Source organism: Nocardia sp. NPDC049935 (assembly GCF_055586645.1).
Map to the genome: position 1 here is coordinate 747,916 of NZ_JBVJHV010000002.1, position 17,118 is coordinate 765,033.

17 protein-coding genes are annotated in these 17,118 nt (G+C 69.3%); 13 read left to right on the top strand and 4 right to left on the bottom strand.

Features of this window, described 5'->3' with window-relative positions; translation table 11 throughout:
- Positions 1-113: 113 nt before the first annotated feature.
- Complete coding sequence (mshA, locus tag ACZ6SF_RS11800; RefSeq protein ID WP_466062029.1) at positions 114-1,454, top strand: D-inositol-3-phosphate glycosyltransferase; 1,341 nt, start codon at positions 114-116, stop codon at positions 1,452-1,454.
- Positions 1,451-1,954, top strand: coding sequence for a type III secretion system chaperone family protein (locus ACZ6SF_RS11805; RefSeq protein ID WP_466062030.1), 504 nt, complete (start codon positions 1,451-1,453; stop codon positions 1,952-1,954). Before mshA ends, ACZ6SF_RS11805 begins: the two co-directional genes overlap by 4 nt.
- 46 nt (positions 1,955-2,000) lie before the next feature.
- On the opposite strand, the gene ACZ6SF_RS11810 is transcribed toward ACZ6SF_RS11805, so the two are convergent.
- Together ACZ6SF_RS11810 and ACZ6SF_RS11815 are read right to left on the bottom strand one after the other, a co-directional pair.
- Positions 2,001-2,597 carry a dihydrofolate reductase family protein gene (locus ACZ6SF_RS11810; protein ID WP_466062031.1) on the bottom strand — a complete coding sequence of 199 codons (597 nt, stop codon included), beginning with the start codon at positions 2,595-2,597 and terminating at the stop codon, positions 2,001-2,003.
- Positions 2,594-3,436 carry a metalloregulator ArsR/SmtB family transcription factor gene (locus tag ACZ6SF_RS11815; RefSeq protein WP_466062032.1) on the bottom strand — a complete coding sequence of 281 codons (843 nt, stop codon included), beginning with the start codon at positions 3,434-3,436 and terminating at the stop codon, positions 2,594-2,596. Before ACZ6SF_RS11815 ends, ACZ6SF_RS11810 begins: the two co-directional genes overlap by 4 nt.
- 129 nt (positions 3,437-3,565) lie before the next feature.
- Here ACZ6SF_RS11815 and ACZ6SF_RS11820 point away from each other — a divergent pair, with 129 nt between their 5' ends.
- From ACZ6SF_RS11820 to ACZ6SF_RS11840, 5 genes are all read left to right on the top strand, one after another.
- Positions 3,566-4,471: an ROK family protein gene (locus ACZ6SF_RS11820; RefSeq protein ID WP_466062033.1), complete on the top strand. Its 906-nt coding sequence runs from the start codon at positions 3,566-3,568 to the stop codon at positions 4,469-4,471.
- Positions 4,472-4,518: 47 nt separating this feature from the next.
- Positions 4,519-5,265: a phosphoglyceromutase gene (locus ACZ6SF_RS11825; RefSeq protein ID WP_466062034.1), complete on the top strand. Its 747-nt coding sequence runs from the start codon at positions 4,519-4,521 to the stop codon at positions 5,263-5,265.
- Positions 5,266-5,377: 112 nt separating this feature from the next.
- Positions 5,378-7,429 (top strand): CocE/NonD family hydrolase, encoded by a 2,052-nt coding sequence (locus ACZ6SF_RS11830; protein WP_466062035.1) that lies wholly within the window; start codon positions 5,378-5,380, stop codon positions 7,427-7,429.
- Positions 7,430-7,651: 222 nt separating this feature from the next.
- Entirely contained in the window at positions 7,652-8,884 is a 1,233-nt protein-coding gene (locus ACZ6SF_RS11835; protein ID WP_466062036.1) for a sensor histidine kinase, read from the top strand.
- A complete protein-coding gene (locus ACZ6SF_RS11840; protein WP_449999186.1) occupies positions 8,881-9,570 on the top strand; it encodes a response regulator in 690 nt (229 codons plus the stop codon). Before ACZ6SF_RS11835 ends, ACZ6SF_RS11840 begins: the two co-directional genes overlap by 4 nt.
- Positions 9,571-9,581: 11 nt before the next feature.
- Here ACZ6SF_RS11840 and ACZ6SF_RS11845 read toward each other — a convergent pair whose 3' ends face one another.
- Both ACZ6SF_RS11845 and ACZ6SF_RS11850 read right to left on the bottom strand, forming a co-directional pair.
- Positions 9,582-9,944 carry a hypothetical protein gene (locus ACZ6SF_RS11845; protein ID WP_466062037.1) on the bottom strand — a complete coding sequence of 121 codons (363 nt, stop codon included), beginning with the start codon at positions 9,942-9,944 and terminating at the stop codon, positions 9,582-9,584.
- A 12-nt stretch (positions 9,945-9,956) separates the two neighbouring features.
- Entirely contained in the window at positions 9,957-10,823 is an 867-nt protein-coding gene (locus ACZ6SF_RS11850; protein ID WP_466062038.1) for a DUF3109 family protein, read from the bottom strand.
- 119 nt (positions 10,824-10,942) lie between these two features.
- On the opposite strand from ACZ6SF_RS11850, the gene ACZ6SF_RS11855 reads away from it, so the two are divergent.
- From ACZ6SF_RS11855 to ACZ6SF_RS11880, 6 genes are all read left to right on the top strand, one after another.
- Positions 10,943-11,968, top strand: a complete 1,026-nt coding sequence (locus ACZ6SF_RS11855) for a Ppx/GppA family phosphatase (RefSeq protein WP_466062039.1) — start codon at positions 10,943-10,945, stop codon at positions 11,966-11,968.
- Positions 11,965-13,668: a hypothetical protein gene (locus ACZ6SF_RS11860; RefSeq protein WP_466062040.1), complete on the top strand. Its 1,704-nt coding sequence runs from the start codon at positions 11,965-11,967 to the stop codon at positions 13,666-13,668. Before ACZ6SF_RS11855 ends, ACZ6SF_RS11860 begins: the two co-directional genes overlap by 4 nt.
- 11 nt (positions 13,669-13,679) lie before the next feature.
- The gene (locus tag ACZ6SF_RS11865) at positions 13,680-14,606 is read left to right on the top strand and encodes a sugar phosphate isomerase/epimerase family protein (RefSeq protein WP_466062041.1); all 927 of its coding nucleotides are present in this window, start codon (positions 13,680-13,682) and stop codon (positions 14,604-14,606) included.
- Between the two features lie 147 nt (positions 14,607-14,753).
- A complete protein-coding gene (locus ACZ6SF_RS11870; protein WP_466062042.1) occupies positions 14,754-15,656 on the top strand; it encodes a thioesterase family protein in 903 nt (300 codons plus the stop codon).
- A 46-nt stretch (positions 15,657-15,702) separates the two neighbouring features.
- Positions 15,703-16,521, top strand: a complete 819-nt coding sequence (gene proC / locus ACZ6SF_RS11875; protein ID WP_466062043.1) for a pyrroline-5-carboxylate reductase — start codon at positions 15,703-15,705, stop codon at positions 16,519-16,521.
- A gap of 145 nt (positions 16,522-16,666) precedes the next feature.
- The gene (locus ACZ6SF_RS11880) at positions 16,667-16,915 is read left to right on the top strand and encodes a helix-turn-helix domain-containing protein (protein ID WP_030525584.1); all 249 of its coding nucleotides are present in this window, start codon (positions 16,667-16,669) and stop codon (positions 16,913-16,915) included.
- The last annotated feature ends 203 nt before the right edge of the window (positions 16,916-17,118 follow it).

The window sequence follows — 17,118 nt, forward strand, 5'->3', positions numbered from 1 at the left end:
AGAACCGGGGTTAATAGGGCCCCGCCTCGAGCGGCGGAGCCGCTCCAAAATTACTGTGATCACTTTCACCCCTCGGGAAGGAGCCGTCGGGCTGCCGCGTTGCACCGTGCAGTATGGACATCGTGAGTCAACGCCCGGACCGCCGGCCGAACAGAATCGCCGTGCTGACGGTGCACACCTCACCACTGGCCCAGCCGGGCACGGGGGACGCGGGTGGGATGAACGTCTACGTGCTGCAGACCGCCGAACAGCTGGCGCGGCGCGGGACCGAGGTCGAGATCTTCACCCGCGCGACCTCGTCGAATCTGCCGCCCGTGCAGGAGGCCGCGCCGGGGGTGCTGGTGCGCAATGTGGTGGCCGGACCCTTCGAAGGCCTGGACAAGCACGATCTGCCGACCCAGCTGTGCCCGTTCACGGCCGAGGTGCTGCGGCAGGAGGCCCGTCATCTGCCCGGCTACTACGACCTGATCCATTCGCACTACTGGCTCTCCGGTCAGGTGGGCTGGCTGGCGCGGGACCGCTGGCGGGTGCCGCTGGTGCATACCGCTCATACGCTGGCCGCGGTGAAGAACGCCGCCCTGGCCGAGGGGGATTCCCCGGAACCCGCGACCCGCGAGATCGGTGAGAAGCAGGTCATCGCGGAGGCCGACCGGCTCACCGCCAACACCGCGCGCGAGGCCCGGCAGTTGCGGGAGCTGTACGGCGCGCTGCCCGACCGGATCGATATCGTCCCGCCCGGCGCGGACCTCAACCGCTACCGGCCGGGCGACCGGCTGCGGGCGCGGGCCGAGCTGGGGCTCGCGGCGGATGAGGAGATCGTGGCGTTCGTGGGCCGGATCCAGCCGTTGAAGGCTCCGGATGTGCTGGTGCGCGCTGTCGCGGAGGCCGTGCGGCGGCGACCGGGCCGGCGGCTGCGGGCGCTGATCGTCGGCGGGCCGTCGGGGACCGGGCTGGAACGCCCGGATTCGCTGATCGAGCTGGCGGCCGAACTCGGGATCAGCGACCAGGTCACCTTCCTGCCCCCGCAACCGCCCGACCGCCTGGTGCAGGTGTACCGGGCCGCGGATCTGGTGGCGGTGCCCAGCTACAACGAATCGTTCGGGCTGGTCGCGCTGGAGGCCCAGGCCGCCGGTACCCCGGTGCTGGCGGCCGCGGTCGGCGGGCTGGGTACCGCGGTGCGGCACGAGCACAGCGGGTTGCTGGTGTCCGGTCATCGCACGCCGGACTGGGCGGGTGCGCTGGAATACCTGCTCGATGATCCGGCGCGGTTGCGGGCCATGGGCGGGCACGCGGTGGCCCACGCCGCCGGTTTCTCGTGGGCCCATACCGCGGACAAGCTGCTCGCCAGCTATACCGCCGCGCTGGCCGACTACGGTCGCGGTCCGGCTACCCTCGGCGAGAGCCAGGCCAGATCGCGGGCGCTGTGGCGGCGCCGGACGGGAGTGCGCAGATGAGCGAGATAGCCGATACCGCTCGGATCGTCGAGGAGACGCTGCGGGATCGCGAGATCGAATACACCCGGACCGGTGACGAGGTGTTCGTCGCCGTATTACCGGGTGAGCGGAAACTGAAGACGAACGTGATGCTCACGGTGGGCGGGCACGGTGTGCGTTTCGAATCCTTCGTCTGCCGCAAACCCGATGAGAATTTCGAGGGCGTCTACAAATATCTGCTGCGCCGCAACCGCCGTCTCTACGGCGTGGCCTACACCCTCGACAAGGTGGGCGATATCTATCTGGTCGGCCGGGCGGCCACGCACGCGGTGACCGCCGAGGAACTGGATCGGATCTTCGGCCAGATCCTCGAAGCCGTGGACGGCGATTTCAACACCCTGCTCGAACTCGGATTCGCCGAATCGATTCGCCGGGAATGGAAGTGGCGGGTGTCCCGGGGCGAATCGCTGAAGAACCTGCGCGCGTTCGAGCATCTGGTGGATACCTCCGACGTCCAATGAGCCGGGTGCCGCGGGTTGACGTGCGGCCCGCGGGACGGATCCGCTCTCAGCGCGCGCGGTCGTAGATCACGGCGATCTCACCCAATTCACCGGTTTCCTGATGCCGGAGCGTCCATTTCGAACCGGGCAGGCCGTCGGTGAAGAGCCGTTGCCCGTCCCCGGCGATCTCGGGACAGATCATGAGATACAGCCGGTCGAGCAGGTCTTCGGCGAGTAGCGCCCGGATGACGCTGACGCTGTTGTTGACGAGGATATCGCCAGTACCGGTCGCTTTCAGTTCCGTGATGACCTGCGCCGCCGGTGCGTTCACCATGCGCGTACGTTCCCACGGCGATTCGGTGACGGTGCTGGACAGGACGATCTTCTCTGTATCGACCAGCCACTTCGCGTAGCCGCGGTCGCGCGGATCGGCGTTCTCGTCCTGGGCGACCGGCGGCCAGAACCCCAGGAATCCTTCGGCATTGACCCGGCCGAGCACGGCGGTGGTCGCGCCTTCCCGGATTCTGGTGAGGTGATCGCGTGCGACCTCGGTCACCGCGTAGGGCACGATCGCGCCCAGGTCGGTGGCCCCGCCGGGGCCGCTGTATCGCCCGTCCAGGGTGATGCTGATGTTGGCGCGTACCGCGCGGGTCGTCTCGGTCATGAGTGTGCTCCTGTTTCTCCGGTGTGGGTGGTGGCGCCGGATCGCGGATCGTGGATCGCGGCGGTGAGGTTGTCGAGCACCTGGGCCCATCCGGTTTCGATACCGGCGATGTAGGGGACGGCCTCGACGGTCGTCTCGGTGACGGCGAGTTCGAGCCGGAGCCGGGTGCCCGCCGCGGCCGCCGTGAGGGTGAGGTCGTAGTGGCCGGTGAACGCGATGGCGCCGGCGGAGTCGAGTACGGACAGGGTGAAGGCCAGGTGGCCCGGCGCGTTGGCGTGTTCGACCCGGCCCTCCGAGCGATACCGGACCCCCTCGGCGTCGCGGTACTCGAGAACCACCGGTCCGCCGGGGAACAGGGCGAATCCGCATTCGGTCACCGTCATCGGCGCGGGCGCCCACCAGGAGGCGAGCAGATCGCTCTCGGCCCAGAACCGCCAGACCTCCGGCGGGGGCGCGGGGAGGTCGCGTTCGAAGACGAAGGTGCGGCCGTCCGCCCAGCGCCGGCCGTCCGCCGCCGCGCTGTCGCGCTCGATGGCGGCGCGGTAGCGCGCCACCGCGTCCCGGTCACCGGAGTGGGCCTCGATCGCGCCGATCAGCTTCCCCAGCTCGTGCCGGAGGTCCCGTAGCGGCGGGGCCTCCAGGGCGTAGACCCGGCGCTGCCCCAGCGGGAACACGGTGACCAGACCCGCGCGGGCGAGGGTCTGGAGGTGTTTCGTCGTCTGCGGTTGCCGCAGGCCGGTCAGGTCGGCCAGCTCCCCGACCGAGCGCGGGCGTTCGGCGAGGAGTTCGACGAGACGCCATCGCGCGCTGTCGGCGAGAGCTGCCACGATGCGATCCATGGACAGAAGTATTCACTGAAAAGAATATTCAAGTCAAGGAATATTTTGGAGAGGCTCGGGGTGCTGCTGCCCGGAAGCCGAGTGTCGGTGGGCGACAATCGGGGACGCAGGCGAACCTTGGAGGAGTCGGTGGCGGTTCTGGCGCTGGATATCGGGGCGACGAAGTTCGCCGCGGGGCAGGTCGACCCGGCGGGCGGGGTCTACGCGGTGAGCCGGGCGGAGGTGCCGGCGCGCGAGGTGTGGACGGAATGCCGGCGTCTGCTGCTCGAGGTCGCCGGTGGAGCCGAGGTGACCGCGGTGGGGATCGGGTCGGCGGGTCCGGTGGATACGCCCGGCGGGGTGACGGGTCCGCTCAATATCCCGGAGTGGCGTGGTGGATTCCCGATCGTGGCGGCGGTCGAGGAGCTCTTTCCCGGCGCAGCGGTGCGTTTCGCCATCGACGGCGCGTGCCTCGCGCTCGCGGAATACCGGTCGGGTGCGTTGCGGGGGACGCGCAATGGATTGGCGATGACCGTCTCGTCGGGGATCGGTGGCGGGGTGCTGGTCGACGGACGGGTATCGCTGGGCCGCACCGGGAATGCCGGGCATATCGGTCATATCGTGGTGCCCGGCCAGGATGTGCCGTGTGCCTGCGGTGGGGTGGGGTGTGTGGAAGCGGTGGCGAGCGGGATGTCGTCCGCGCGCTGGGCCCGCGCGCAGGGCTGGGCCGGGCAGACCGGCGCCGAACTCGCGGCGGCGGCCCGGGCCGGGGACCCGATCGCGACCGCCGCGCTGGCGCGAGCCGGGACCGCGCTCGGGCAGGCGATCTGCTCGGCGGCCGCGCTGCTGGATGTGGACACCGTGGTCGTCGGTGGTGGTTTCGCGCATTCGGGTGATCCGCTGTGGCGTCCGCTACGCGAAGCGGTGGCCCGTCACGCCGGGTTGACCTTCCTCCGCGGTCTGCGGGTGGAACTGTCGCGTCTCGACGACGGAGCCACCCTCGTCGGCGCCGCGGTACTGGCCGGATCGCCGCTCGACCCGTTCGCTGTCGCCTGATGGGCCGGTCCGGGCACGCGCACGACGGGCCGCGTGGCCATGGCAGGATGACCGGCATGACCTACACCCTCGTTTTGCTGCGCCACGGCGAGAGCGAATGGAACGCCCTGAACCTTTTCACCGGCTGGGTGGACGTGCATCTCACCGACAAGGGCGTCGCCGAGGGGAAACGGGCGGGCGAACTGCTGGCCGAGCACGGCATCCTGCCCGATGTGGTCTACACCTCGCTGCTGCGCCGCGCCATCATGACGGCGAATATCGCACTGGACGCCGCCGACCGGCACTGGATCCCGGTGGTCCGGGACTGGCGGCTCAACGAGCGGCACTACGGGGCGCTGCAGGGAAAGAACAAGGCCCAGATCCGCGACGAGTACGGCGAGGACCAGTTCATGCTGTGGCGCCGCAGCTACGACACCCCGCCCCCGCCGATCGACCCGGCCGACGAGTACAGCCAGGAAGGCGATCCGCGCTACGCGGAAATCGAGGTCCCGCGTACCGAATGCCTGCTCGACGTGGTCAACCGGATGGTGCCCTACTGGGAGTCGACGATCTCGCGTGAACTGCTGACCGGAAAGACCGTCCTGGTGGCGGCACACGGTAATTCGCTGCGGGCGCTGGTGAAACACCTCGACGGAATTTCCGACGACGATATCGCCGGATTGAATATCCCGACCGGCATTCCGCTGCGCTACGAACTGGACGACGATCTGCGCCCGGTCCGCCCGCGCGAATACCTTGACCCGGAGGCCGCCGCCGCCGGTGCGGCCGCGGTCGCGAACCAGGGCGGCCGGTAGTTCGTACGCTCCGGCGCCGCAGTCCTTTACGGCCGCCGATTTCTCGTTACTCGTTGGTAACACTGTGTAAGCTCTCGATCGTCCGACCAGTCCGAGAGATGGATCACGGCCGATGAGAATTATGCTCCGAGCCACAGTGGCAATGGCCGCCGCGGTGCTGCTGGCGCCGATACTGGGCAGCAGTGCGGTCGCGGCCCCGGTGGCCGCCGGCCCCGACGGCGGAGCGGCCGGCGCGCAGTGGGCGGCCACCCACGACGGGCCGCAGCAGTATCCGAACATCCACATCACCTGGGATGTGCCGATCACCATGAGCGACGGCACGGTGCTGAAGGCCAATGTCTACCGCCCCGCCGATGCCGCGTCGCGGCCCATCGACACCCACACTCCGGTGCTGGTGAATATGACGCCCTACACCAAACTGGCGTCGAACCTGGTCGACCATATGGGTTCGGTACCGGGTATCTCCGACGCCGTCACTCAGCTGTCCCGCGATATCGATATGACCGGGACCCCGCTGTCCGGTCTGACCGATCTCACCAAGGCGCTCGGCGGCGGCGCGATGCGCAACTTCGCCGTGGACCGGCAACTGGTGAAGAGCGGCTACGTGCAGGTCGTGGTGGATGTCCGCGGGACCGGGTTCTCGCAGGGCGTCTGGGATATGTTGCGGCAGCGCGAACAGCGGGACACCGTGGAGGTGATCGACTGGGCGTCGCGGCAGCCGTGGTCGGACGGTCAGGTGGGGATGACGGGGATGTCGTATTCCGGCATCAACCAGTTGCAGGCGGCCGAACAGCATCCGCCCGCTCTGAAGGCCCTGTTCCCGGTGGTGCCCGGCAGCGACCTCACCCAGGACGTGCTCATGCCCGGGGGCGGTTTCGGATTCAATTTCATCCCGCTGTGGATGTCGCTGATCAACGCGACCAAATGGGTGCCGGATGTGCAGTCGATGGTCAGCGGGACCTTCGATCAGCGGTGGCTGCACGATCGGCTGTCCTCGCCGTTCACCTACCTGGACGTGTTCCTCGACGCCTACACCACGCCGCGGGTGGAGGACCTGGATCCGCGGTTGCAGGAGATGATCCGCGGCAGCAGCCCCGACCGGCAGGCCTGGCTCGGCGATCCGTCGAAGGTGGAGGTGCCGACCTTCGTCACCGGCGGCTGGCACGATCTGTTCACCTACTCGGAGTCGCAGATCTACAACCAGATGCCGCTGCCCGCCGGGCAGAAGCAGCTGCTCATGGGCGATACCTATCACATCAACTCGGGCAGCGAATCGGGGAAACCGGGTTTGCCGCCGCGTCTGGACGTGCTGCAGCGCGCCTGGTTCGACAAATGGCTCAAGGGGATCGACAACGGGATCGACGGATACGGCCCGGTCACCCTGCGGCAGCAGGGCGGGGGCTGGGTGACCCGGGACGGGTTCGGCGAGAGCGCCCCACCCGATCAGGCGGCCGAGTACCGGCGGATGTATCTGTCCGCCGCGCCCAGCGGGACCGGCGGGCACAGCGTGCACGACGGTTCGCTGGGAACGAGCGCCGACAGTTCCGCGCGGTTGACGGTCGCGCCGGGACTCACCGGGATCTGCTCCAACGACGCCGGCCAGGCCACCGCCGGGATCATCGCGGTCATCAACGCCTGCGGTGCGGATTCCCGGATCCAGGAATCCAACGGGCTCACCTTCACCAGCGCGCCGGTGGCCGCGGCGGTGGACGTCTCCGGCCCGATCGCCGTGCGATTGCAGACCGTGCAGGACGCGGCCGACGGCTACTGGTCGGTCACGGTCAACGATGTGGCGCCCGACGGGCAGTCGCGGGTGCTGTCGTCGGGGCAGCTGACGGCCTCGCTGCGGGAGATCGACGATTCGCTGAGCAGCCGGTCGGCCAACGGTGACTACACCGACCCCCGCCCCTACACCTCGATCGAGAACCGGAAGCTCACGGTGCCCGGCGAGGTCACCACACTCGATATCGCGGTCCCCGCGATCGAGGCGCGGCTGGAGCCGGGTCACCGGTTGCGGGTGGACGTCTACGCGGGCAATCCGCCCAAGGGTGTACCGCCCCTGCCGATGATCCTCGATACCGGGCTGAAACCTCAGCATGTGCAGCTCGACCCGAACCTGCCGAGTTTCGTCAATCTGCCGGTGCGCGGTAATCCTGGTTGGTGAGCGCGCGCGGGTAGCCGCCGCCGAGACGAACCCCGTTGTGTCCCAGACACAACGGGGTCGCGTCGCGTTCCGGGGCCGAACACGCCCGGACCGCCGCCGGAACGATCGGGTGCCGAACAATGAGTAAACGCCCGGCGAACGCCGCAATAATCGCCCGTGACCTGCGTGAAACTTCACCGACCCCGGGTTTGTTTACCTGTAGTCGACCGTACGATTCTTGATGTGAGCGTTCCCCAGGCCGTTTTGCTGGCAGTCCTGGCGGCTGTCGTCGGACTGGCCGTCGGTGGACTTCTCATCCCCTATGTGAACGCGCGCACCGCGCAGCGGCGGCAGGCCGATTCCGGTCTCACCATGTCACAGGTCCTCGACCTGATCGTGCTGGCGTCGGAGAGCGGTATCGCGGTGGTGGACGAATACCGCGATGTGGTCCTGGTGAACCCGCGGGCCGAGGAACTGGGACTGGTGCGCGACCGGCTGCTCGACGAACGGGCCTGGGCCGCGGTGGAGAAAGTGCTGGCCAGCGGCGAATCATCGGAGTTCGATCTCACCGCCGACAAACCCACGCCGGGGCGGGGCCGGATCGCGGTCCGGGGGCTGGCACGGCCGCTGTCGCCGGAGGAGACCAGTTTCACGGTGCTGTTCGCCGACGACGATTCCGAACAGGCCCGGATGGAGGCGACGCGGCGCGATTTCGTCGCCAATGTCAGCCACGAGCTCAAAACCCCGGTCGGTGCGATGAGTCTGCTGGCCGAGGCGCTACTGGAGACCGCCGACGATCCGGAAGCGGTCCGGCACTTCGGTCAGCGGGTGCTCGCCGAGTCCAGCCGTCTCGGGAAGATGGTCACCGAGCTGATCGCGCTGTCACGGCTGCAGGGCGCGGAGAAACTGCCGGAACTCGAGGTCGTGGATGTGGACACGGTCGTCAATCAGGCGGTGGACCGGTCCCGGACCGCCGCCGAGGTCGCCGGGATCACGGTCAGCACCGACCGGCCCAGCGGGCTCGAAGTGCTCGGCGACGAAACACTGCTGATCACCGCGCTGTCGAACCTGGTCGAGAACGCCATCGCCTACTCGCCCCGCGGCTCCCACGTCTCGGTGAGCCGGTCGGTGCGCGGAACCTACGTCGCGATGGCGGTCACCGATCGCGGGATCGGTATCGCCAAGGACGATCAGGAACGCGTGTTCGAACGATTCTTCCGCTCGGACAAGGCGCGCTCCCGCGCCACCGGCGGTACCGGACTGGGCCTGGCTATCGTGAAGCACGTGGCCGCCAACCACAACGGTGAGATCACGCTGTGGAGCAAACTCGGCACCGGCTCGACATTCACCCTGCGCATACCCGCGCATCAGGAGGCCGACGGCAGTAATGCCGATCCGCCCGTGCTGACTAAAAGAGAAACCAGCCCGCGCCCCTCGGGACCGGGCCGAACGAATGGTGTGGAGGCACGCAGATGACGAGTGTGTTGATCGTCGAGGATGAGGAGTCGCTGGCCGATCCGCTTGCCTTCCTGCTGCGCAAGGAAGGTTTCGAGGTCACGGTGGTGGGGGACGGGCCCTCCGCGCTCGCCGAGTTCGACCGGTCCGGCGCCGATATCGTGCTGCTGGACCTGATGCTGCCCGGGATGAGCGGCACCGACGTCTGTAAACAGCTGCGCACCCGCAGCGGGGTCCCGGTGATCATGGTCACCGCCCGCGACAGCGAGATCGACAAGGTGGTCGGCCTGGAACTGGGCGCCGACGATTACGTCACCAAGCCGTATTCGGCCCGGGAACTCATCGCCCGGATCCGGGCGGTGCTGCGCCGCGGCGCCGGCGACGAACTGGATTCCGGCAGTGAGAACGGCGTCCTGGAGGCGGGGCCGGTGCGCATGGACGTGGACCGGCATACGGTCCTGGTCAACGGCAAACCCGTGACACTGCCGCTGAAGGAGTTCGACCTGCTCGAATACCTGCTGCGCAACTCCGGCCGGGTGCTCACCCGCGGACAGCTGATCGACCGGGTCTGGGGCGCCGACTACGTGGGCGATACCAAAACCCTCGATGTGCATGTGAAACGGCTGCGATCCAAGATCGAGTCCGATCCGGCCCGTCCGGAACACCTGGTCACCGTCCGGGGGCTGGGCTACAAACTGGAGGCCTGAGCCGGGAGCGGTCAGGGGAAGTAGATCCAGACCTCCCCGACCGGGGTGTCGGTGCGATGCAGCGGCGCCCACCCGAGACCGAGACCGTCCTCCTGGGCGCAGTCGTAGAGCGGTATCGATTCGCCGTCACCGCGGCAGACGATACTGCGCCGGGCGCCGTAGGGGCTGAGGACCAGCTTCTTGCCGGTCGCCGCGGCTGTCTGCGCGTCGGGATGGCCGAGCGGGACGAACCAGGCGGTGCGGTCGGAGTACTGACGGGGGTCGGCGGCGGGCCGGGCGTCGGCGACAGCACCGGTCGAGACGCCGGCGGCGCCGAGAGCGAACAGGGCCGCCGCGAAACCGGCCGGCCATCTCATCCAGGGGCTCCGCAGCATGCTCCGCTCCTGTTATCGCAGCTCGAGTCCCAGAATTCTATCCGGCATCCGCGGGTTTCCCTGTTGGCGCGCCCGGGCCGACCGCCGGGCGCGGGTGGTCGCGGGATGCTCCGCGACCGGCGGGATGCCTTCGCGGCGGCGCAACTGCCGTTCGAGCTCGCCATAGGCGGGTTTGCCCAGGAGTTCGATCAGTTCGGCGCGGTAGGCCTGCCAGACCGGACGTTCGCCGATATGGGCGTCCGGGGAGCCGGAGCAGTACCAGTCCAGGTCCACCCCGCCCGGGCCCCAGCCGCGGCGATCGTACTCGGTGATCACGGTCCGCAGGATCCGCACACCGTCGGGCCGGTCCACCCACTCCTGGGTGCGGCGGATCGGCAGTTGCCAGCAGACGTCGGGTTTGACCGTATGCGGCTCGACGCCCCGGTGTCCGGCCATGATGTGCAACGCGCACCCGGCGCCACCCGGAAAATCCGGCCGGTTCAGGAATATGCACGCGCCGTCGACCCGGCGGGTGCGCTCGGCGGGATCGCCGTCGAGTTCGTCGGTTTCCAGATACGTCTTCCGGGTGATCTTGCCGTTCTCGTCGCGGGCCTCGTCCATCAGCTGCCATTCCTGGGGCGTGAGCAGCTTGACGGCCTTGCGCAGGCGTTTGCGGTCGTCGTCGTCGGAGAGGAAGGCGCCGTGGGTGCAGCAGCCGGAATCGGGCTGGTCGGCCAGGATGCCCTGGCAGGCGGGAGTCCCGAAGACGCAGGTCCAATAGGAGGTCAGCCAGGTGAGATCCGCGGTGACGAGGTGTTCGTCGTCCGCGGGGTCGACGAACTCGAGCCACTCGCGGGGGAAGTCGAGTGGTACTTCCCGGCTGGGCCGCATCTTCGGCATCGGAAGGTCGGTCGGAGCGGGGACTGAGTCGTTCGTGGCTGCGCCAGACGTCACAACCCTCAACGCTAACACCACAACCGGGTCGTTCGGCGTTCAGGTTCACCAAGTAACGTGTCCGTGTGCGTCTAGGTGTCCTCGATGTCGGAAGCAACACCGTCCACCTGCTGGTGGTGGACGCGCATCGGGGTGGCCATCCCATGCCGATGAGCTCGACGAAGGAGTCGTTACGACTCTCCGAGAGCATGGACGACGCCGGGCGGATCACCCCCGAAGGCGCGCAGAAACTGGTGGACACGGTGGCCGATTTCGCCGGCCTGGCCGCGACCTCCGGATGCGCCGAACTGATGGCGTTCGCGACCTCGGCCGTCCGTGAGGCCACCAACTCCGACGAGGTGCTGGAGCGGGTGCGCACCGAGACGGGGGTGGATCTGCGGGTGCTCGCCGGCGCGGACGAGGCCCGTCTCACCTTCCTGGCCGTGCGCCGCTGGTACGGCTGGAGCGCCGGCCGGATCATCAACCTGGATATCGGCGGTGGTTCGCTCGAGGTGAGCAGCGGGGTGGACGAAGAACCCGATGTGGCGCTCTCCCTGCAGCTGGGCGCCGGCCGTCTCACCCGTAAATGGCTGCCGGAGGATCCGCCGAGTAAGCGGCGTATCGCCATCCTGCGCGACTGGCTCACCGCCGAACTCGTCGATCCCGCCAAGCAGCTCGGCGACGCCGGAAAGCCCGATCTGGCCGTTGGCACGTCCAAAACCTTCCGATCGCTGGCCAGGCTGACGGGTGCGGCGCCGTCCGGTGCCGGGCCGCGGGTGCGCCGGACCCTGACCGGTTCGGGACTGCGGCAGCTGATCGCCTTCATCTCCCGGATGACCGCCGCCGATCGCGCCGAACTCGAGGGAGTCAGCGCCGACCGGTCCCAGCAGCTGGTCGCCGGGGCGCTGGTCGCGGAAGCGGCCATGCGCGCGCTTTCCCTCGATACGCTGGAAATTTGTCCGTGGGCGCTGCGCGAAGGCCTGATTCTGCGCAAACTGGATACCGATATGGATGGTGGACCTCTGACAACGAACGCTCCGGCGAACGCGTCCGGTAACGGTGCCTCGCCCGGCAGCGCGTCGGCGGGACCGATCGAAACGGTGCCTTCATGAGCAGGAACTCGAATCAGCTGTCGGTGGCCGAACTTCTGGCCCGCAACGGTCAGCAGCCGGCCGCCGGCGGTGGGCGCAGAAGGCGTGGCGGGCGGGGAGTCTCGGTCGACGAGCTGAGCGGTGACCTGCCGGTCGTCGAGAACGGCACGTCCTCGCACGCGGCGCCGGATACCGACGATCCGCCCGCGGGGTACGACCCCGGACAGCCCGCGGCCGACGGCTACGCGCCGGATGGTTATGCGGGCGAACAGCTCCCGCAGTCCGCGCCGGATCCGAACTACTCTCCGATGTCCGGCCCGATCAGCGTCTACAACCCGCTCGCGCCGTACGGGCCGGATGCGGGCGCCGGTGACGCGCCGGCCCGGCTGGGCGACCCGGCCGCGGGTGCCTGGCCGGACCCGCAGCCCGCACCGGCGGCCGAGGACACCCGCCCCGCCGGACGGCGCCGGCGCCGGGCCGAATCGGACGACGAATTCGACGGCGACGGCGCGAATCGGTCCTGGGAGACCGGTCCGCCCACGCCCGGCGGTGGCCGGGCCGCCCGCCGGCGCGCCGCCGAGGCCGCCGAGGCCGCGGCCGCGGCGGAAGCCGCCGCCGAAGTGGCCCGGCAGACCGCTCCCGAGGCTCCCGCGGACTACGGCAGGCCGGGGGATTTCGGCGGCTTCGCCCCGGATTTCGGGGCTCCGGATTTCGGGCCGCCCGCCGCGCAGCCGGATTTCGGCCGCCCGGATCCTGGGCCGTCCTGGCCGGACCGTGCGCCCGGTTTCGAAGCCGGGCCGCCCCGGCTTGGCCCGCCGGGGGCGGCGCCGGCCGAGACCTGGCAGCCGCCGGAACCCGGCCCGGGCCTGGACGGCCGTCCCAAACTGGAGCGCCGCCGGCGGGGTACGAATCCGGTGCCGGAACCGGCGCCGTGGCCCGACGGACAACCCCGGCCCGAGGTGGCGGCGGCCGAGCAGGCGACGGTGATGTGGCCGCGCGCCGACCAGGAGCAGCGGCCGCCGTTCGGTCCGCCGGGTGTCGACGCGCCCCCGTTGGAAGAGTCGTGGCACCGTCCCGGCTTCGGTCCGGGTGGGCACGAGGGACACCCGGCCCCCGGGTTCCCGGATCCGGGCGGGCCGGGGGATTTCGCACCCGGATTCGAGGATTCCGGCAGCTTCGCCACCGATATGTACGCCACCGATGTGCACGGCCCGATGCCGCCGGTGCCCGGGCCCATGCCGCGCGACCGGGGTCCCGAAACAGGCGATTTCGACGCGGATTTCGCATCGGAACCCGATCTGTACGACGACCGGGACGACGCCGAGGAGGCCGAATCCCGGCTCGCCCGCGGCCGCGCCGCGCTGACCGGCAGGCTCGGAGTCGCCACCGGGAAATTCGCGGGCGCCCGCGAACGGCTCGCGGGCCGTGAGCGTGCCGAGGACGGCGACGCCCCCGTCGACCCGCGCAAACAGTGGATCATGCTCGGTGTCCAGAGCGTCGGCGCGGCCCTGGTGGGGATGGTGCTGTTCAAGGGTTTCGAGCAGTTGTGGGAGATGCAGCCGCTGGCGGCGCTGGCGCTCGCGGTGGTCGTGATCCTCGGACTCGTCGCCCTGGTGCGGATCCTGCGCCGTACCGACGATATCTTCAGTACCGTGATCGCCGTGGTCGTCGGCGTGTTCGTCACGCTGGGGCCGTTGGCATTTCTACTCAGTACGGGCTGAGCGAGGCAGCGATGACAGGCAGATCTCCCGCGGCCGAGGCGCGGGACGGTGGCCGGACGTATGCGGTGAAGGTGGGACTGTCCACCGCGTCGGTCTATCCGCAGAACACCGAAGCCGCGTTCCGGTACGCGGCCGAACTCGGTTACGACGGTGTCGAATTGATGGTGTGGGCCGAACCGGCCAGTCAGAGCATCGCCACCGTGCGTGGCTACGCGCGCAAGTATTCGGTGCCGGTGCTGGCGGTTCACGCGCCGTGCCTGCTGATCTCCCAGCGCGTATGGGGCGCGGACCCGGTGGCCAAATTGGAGCGCAGCGTGCGCACGGCCGAGGCGCTCGGCGCGGACACCGTGGTGGTGCATCCGCCGTTCCGGTGGCAGCGGCGCTACGCCGAGGGTTTCGCCGAACAGGTGCGGGCACTCGAACAGGACGGTGCGGTCGCCGTCGCGGTGGAGAACATGTTCCCGATGCGCGCCGACCGGTTGTTCAAACGCGGCGCCGGGGATATCCGCCGCCTGGAACGCCGCGGCGGTCCCGGTCTTTCGATGACCGCCTTCAGCCCCACCTACGACCCGACCGATACCGGGTTCCGCCACTACACCCTCGATCTGTCGCATACCGCCACCGCCGGGACCGATGCGCTGGCGCTGGCCGAACGGATGGGGCCGGGGCTGGTGCATCTGCATCTGGCCGACGGCCGCGGCGCGGCGCACGACGAACATCTCGTCCCGGGTGAGGGAACGCAGCCCTGCGCCCAGGTGTGCGAAACGCTGGTCCGTGCCGGGTTCGGCGGGCACGCGGTGGCCGAGATCAACACCCAGGAGGCCCGCACCACCGCGGCCCGGTCGGCGATGCTGGAGAAAACGCTCACCTTCGCCCGCACCCATCTGAATCCCGCGGTCACCTCGCCGCCCGATCACAGCCCGATCGAGTCCCGGTGATCGTCCGCGGCCCGCGGCCCGCGGGCACCTACAGTGGCACGCGTACGCGAGGCACCCGAATGAGCCGTTGAGGCACCTGTGTACCAATATGGACCGGCAGTATCGAACCCGCGGTGACGGACACGGGGCCGAGGAGGAGGAGTACCGATGACGACGGAGACGGAGCTGAGCGCCGATATCGACCTGGTGCACCCCGACGCACCGTTCCGCCGGGTATGCGCCCTGACCGAGCTCGCCGCCGACGAACCGGGCGCGGGCCGCTATCGCGGCGTCATCGACAACATCTGGACCATCGGACCCAAGGTGCACGGCGGCACCATGGTCGCCGGCTCCGCCGCCGCCGCGACCCGCTGGCTGCGCACCGTGGAACCCGACCGCGCCGCGATGGCCCCCCTGTCCGGCAGCACCGACTTCCTCGGCGCCCCGGAACCCGGTGAGGTCTCCTACGAGGTCACCATCCGCAAGGTCGGCCGGCAGATCTGCCTGGTGGACGTGATGCTGATCCAGCGCGGCCGCCCGCTGGTGCGCACCGCCTTCACCTTCGGCCACCTCGACGGACCGGACCGGCCGCCGCTCTATTCACCCGAGCACACCGATCTCCCGGTCGAACCCCCCGCCGACGCCATCGGTTACGAACCCGGCTCGTCGATGGGCCGTATCGTGCACGTGGCCCGCGGTATGGACGCCTTCCTGGACCGTGAATGGGCCCGCTTCATCGACGGCGAACACGGCGAACCCCGCCTGCGCATGTGGCTGCGGCCGCGTCCCGCCGACCAGGCCGACCCCGAGATCGCGTCCTATATCGCCATGATGGCCGCCGATATGTGCCCGCCCGTCCCGACCAACCTCGGGTACTTCGGCTGGTCCCCGACCGTTCAGATGACCACCTACCTGCGCCGCCGCCCCGCCCCGGGCTGGCTGCGCATCATCGCCACCACCCATGAGGTCGGCGGCGGGATGTTCGATTCGGATCAGATCGTGGTGGACTCCACCGGGGCGCTGGTCGCGCAGAGCCGTCAGCTGGCGTTGCTTCCCTCACCCAAGCGTTAGGCACCCCCGGTCGGCCGCATCCGTGGTCGGGGCCGAAGATAGCCCTATGACACGTATTGCAGTGATCGGCGGTGGCCGGATCGGTGAGGCTTTGATTGCCGGCCTGCTCGAGGCCGGGCGTCCCGTCAAGGATCTGGTGGTGGTCGAGACGCATACCGACCGGGCCGAGCTGCTGGCGCAGCGGCTGGGGGTCCGGGTCACCGATTCCGTCGACGATGCCGCGGTGGGAGCGGATCTGCTCGTGGTGGCGGTGAAGCCGGGCGACGTGGACGCGGTGCTCACCGAACTCGGGAAGGCGGATCTGGGCGGCGACCGGGATCAGATCCTGGTGTCGCTGGCGGCGGGTGTGCCGACTGCCCGGCTGGAGGGCAAACTACCCGCCGGTTTCCCGGTGGTCCGGGTGATGCCGAATACCCCGATGCTGGTCGGCGCGGGGATGAGTGTGCTGGCGGCGGGCCGCTACGCCAAACCCGAGCAGCTGGACCTGGTGACCGAGCTGCTGAGCACCGTGGGCCAGGTGTGTGTGGTCCCGGAGGCGCAGATGGACGCGGTGACGGCGGTGTCGGGGTCGGGTCCGGCGTATTTCTTCCTGGTGGTGGAGGCCATGGTCGAGGCGGGGGTGGGACTCGGGCTGACCCGGGATATCGCCGCGCAGCTGGTCAACCAGACCATGCTGGGTTCGGCCGCCATGCTGGCCGAGTCGGGGCAGAGCGCGGTCGATCTGCGGGCCGCGGTCACCTCACCGGCGGGTACCACCGCCGCGGCGGTGCGCGAACTGGAGCGGGCGGGCCTGCGGTCGGCGTTCCTGGAGGCGCTGCACGCGGCCAAGCAGCGTTCGGCGGAACAGGGAGCGTCGGCGGAATGACCGGCCGACCCCCAGCGTATGAACCTGATTTCTCACTCCCGTCGCAGTAATCCCACTGGTCCCGCTAAGCTTCAAGGAGCACGTGCGTGTCTGTTCCGCCGGTGGGGAAGCCGGCGGCGCGGACGTGCCGGAGGTCAGTGGTGCGATGATGTCTTCGAACAAGATGTCCGCTAACAGCGGCGGTGGTTCTTCGCCAGGACAATCAATACTCGGCGGTGGTACGCAATTCCTCACCGTCGCCGAGGTGGCGAATTTGATGAGAGTTTCCAAGATGACGGTGTACCGGCTGGTGCACTCCGGCGAGTTACCGGCGGTACGCGTCGGAAGATCGTTCCGGGTGCATGCCAAGGCGGTGCACGATTATCTGGAGACGTCCTATTTCGATGCCGGGTGAAGGCGGTTACCGGCACCGTCCGGCGGGCCGGTAACATCAACCCTCGCTGTGTTGGATCGGCGGTTCGCCGCGGCCCTGTCGTGGTCGCGCGGAGCCGCCGTCCGCAGGGCCGAGGGTCCGCCCCGGGTGGGCTGGGAGTTTTCGGCCACCAAGCAACCGGGCATACGACCGGACAGTTGACGTAAGCGAGCGCGTGCACGCGC

What these genes read in the sequence shown, in the direction of transcription:
- mshA (WP_466062029.1), top strand. Translation starts at nt 114, where the DNA reads ATGGACATCGTGAGTCAACGCCCGGACCGCCGGCCGAACAGAATCGCC.
- ACZ6SF_RS11805 (WP_466062030.1), top strand. Translation starts at nt 1,451, where the DNA reads ATGAGCGAGATAGCCGATACCGCTCGGATCGTCGAGGAGACGCTGCGG.
- ACZ6SF_RS11810 (WP_466062031.1), bottom strand. Translation starts at nt 2,597, where the DNA reads ATGACCGAGACGACCCGCGCGGTACGCGCCAACATCAGCATCACCCTG.
- ACZ6SF_RS11815 (WP_466062032.1), bottom strand. Translation starts at nt 3,436, where the DNA reads ATGGATCGCATCGTGGCAGCTCTCGCCGACAGCGCGCGATGGCGTCTC.
- ACZ6SF_RS11825 (WP_466062034.1), top strand. Translation starts at nt 4,519, where the DNA reads ATGACCGGCATGACCTACACCCTCGTTTTGCTGCGCCACGGCGAGAGC.
- ACZ6SF_RS11830 (WP_466062035.1), top strand. Translation starts at nt 5,378, where the DNA reads ATGAGAATTATGCTCCGAGCCACAGTGGCAATGGCCGCCGCGGTGCTG.
- ACZ6SF_RS11840 (WP_449999186.1), top strand. Translation starts at nt 8,881, where the DNA reads ATGACGAGTGTGTTGATCGTCGAGGATGAGGAGTCGCTGGCCGATCCG.
- ACZ6SF_RS11845 (WP_466062037.1), bottom strand. Translation starts at nt 9,944, where the DNA reads ATGCTGCGGAGCCCCTGGATGAGATGGCCGGCCGGTTTCGCGGCGGCC.
- ACZ6SF_RS11850 (WP_466062038.1), bottom strand. Translation starts at nt 10,823, where the DNA reads ATGCCGAAGATGCGGCCCAGCCGGGAAGTACCACTCGACTTCCCCCGC.
- ACZ6SF_RS11860 (WP_466062040.1), top strand. Translation starts at nt 11,965, where the DNA reads ATGAGCAGGAACTCGAATCAGCTGTCGGTGGCCGAACTTCTGGCCCGC.
- ACZ6SF_RS11865 (WP_466062041.1), top strand. Translation starts at nt 13,680, where the DNA reads ATGACAGGCAGATCTCCCGCGGCCGAGGCGCGGGACGGTGGCCGGACG.
- ACZ6SF_RS11870 (WP_466062042.1), top strand. Translation starts at nt 14,754, where the DNA reads ATGACGACGGAGACGGAGCTGAGCGCCGATATCGACCTGGTGCACCCC.
- proC (WP_466062043.1), top strand. Translation starts at nt 15,703, where the DNA reads ATGACACGTATTGCAGTGATCGGCGGTGGCCGGATCGGTGAGGCTTTG.
- ACZ6SF_RS11880 (WP_030525584.1), top strand. Translation starts at nt 16,667, where the DNA reads ATGATGTCTTCGAACAAGATGTCCGCTAACAGCGGCGGTGGTTCTTCG.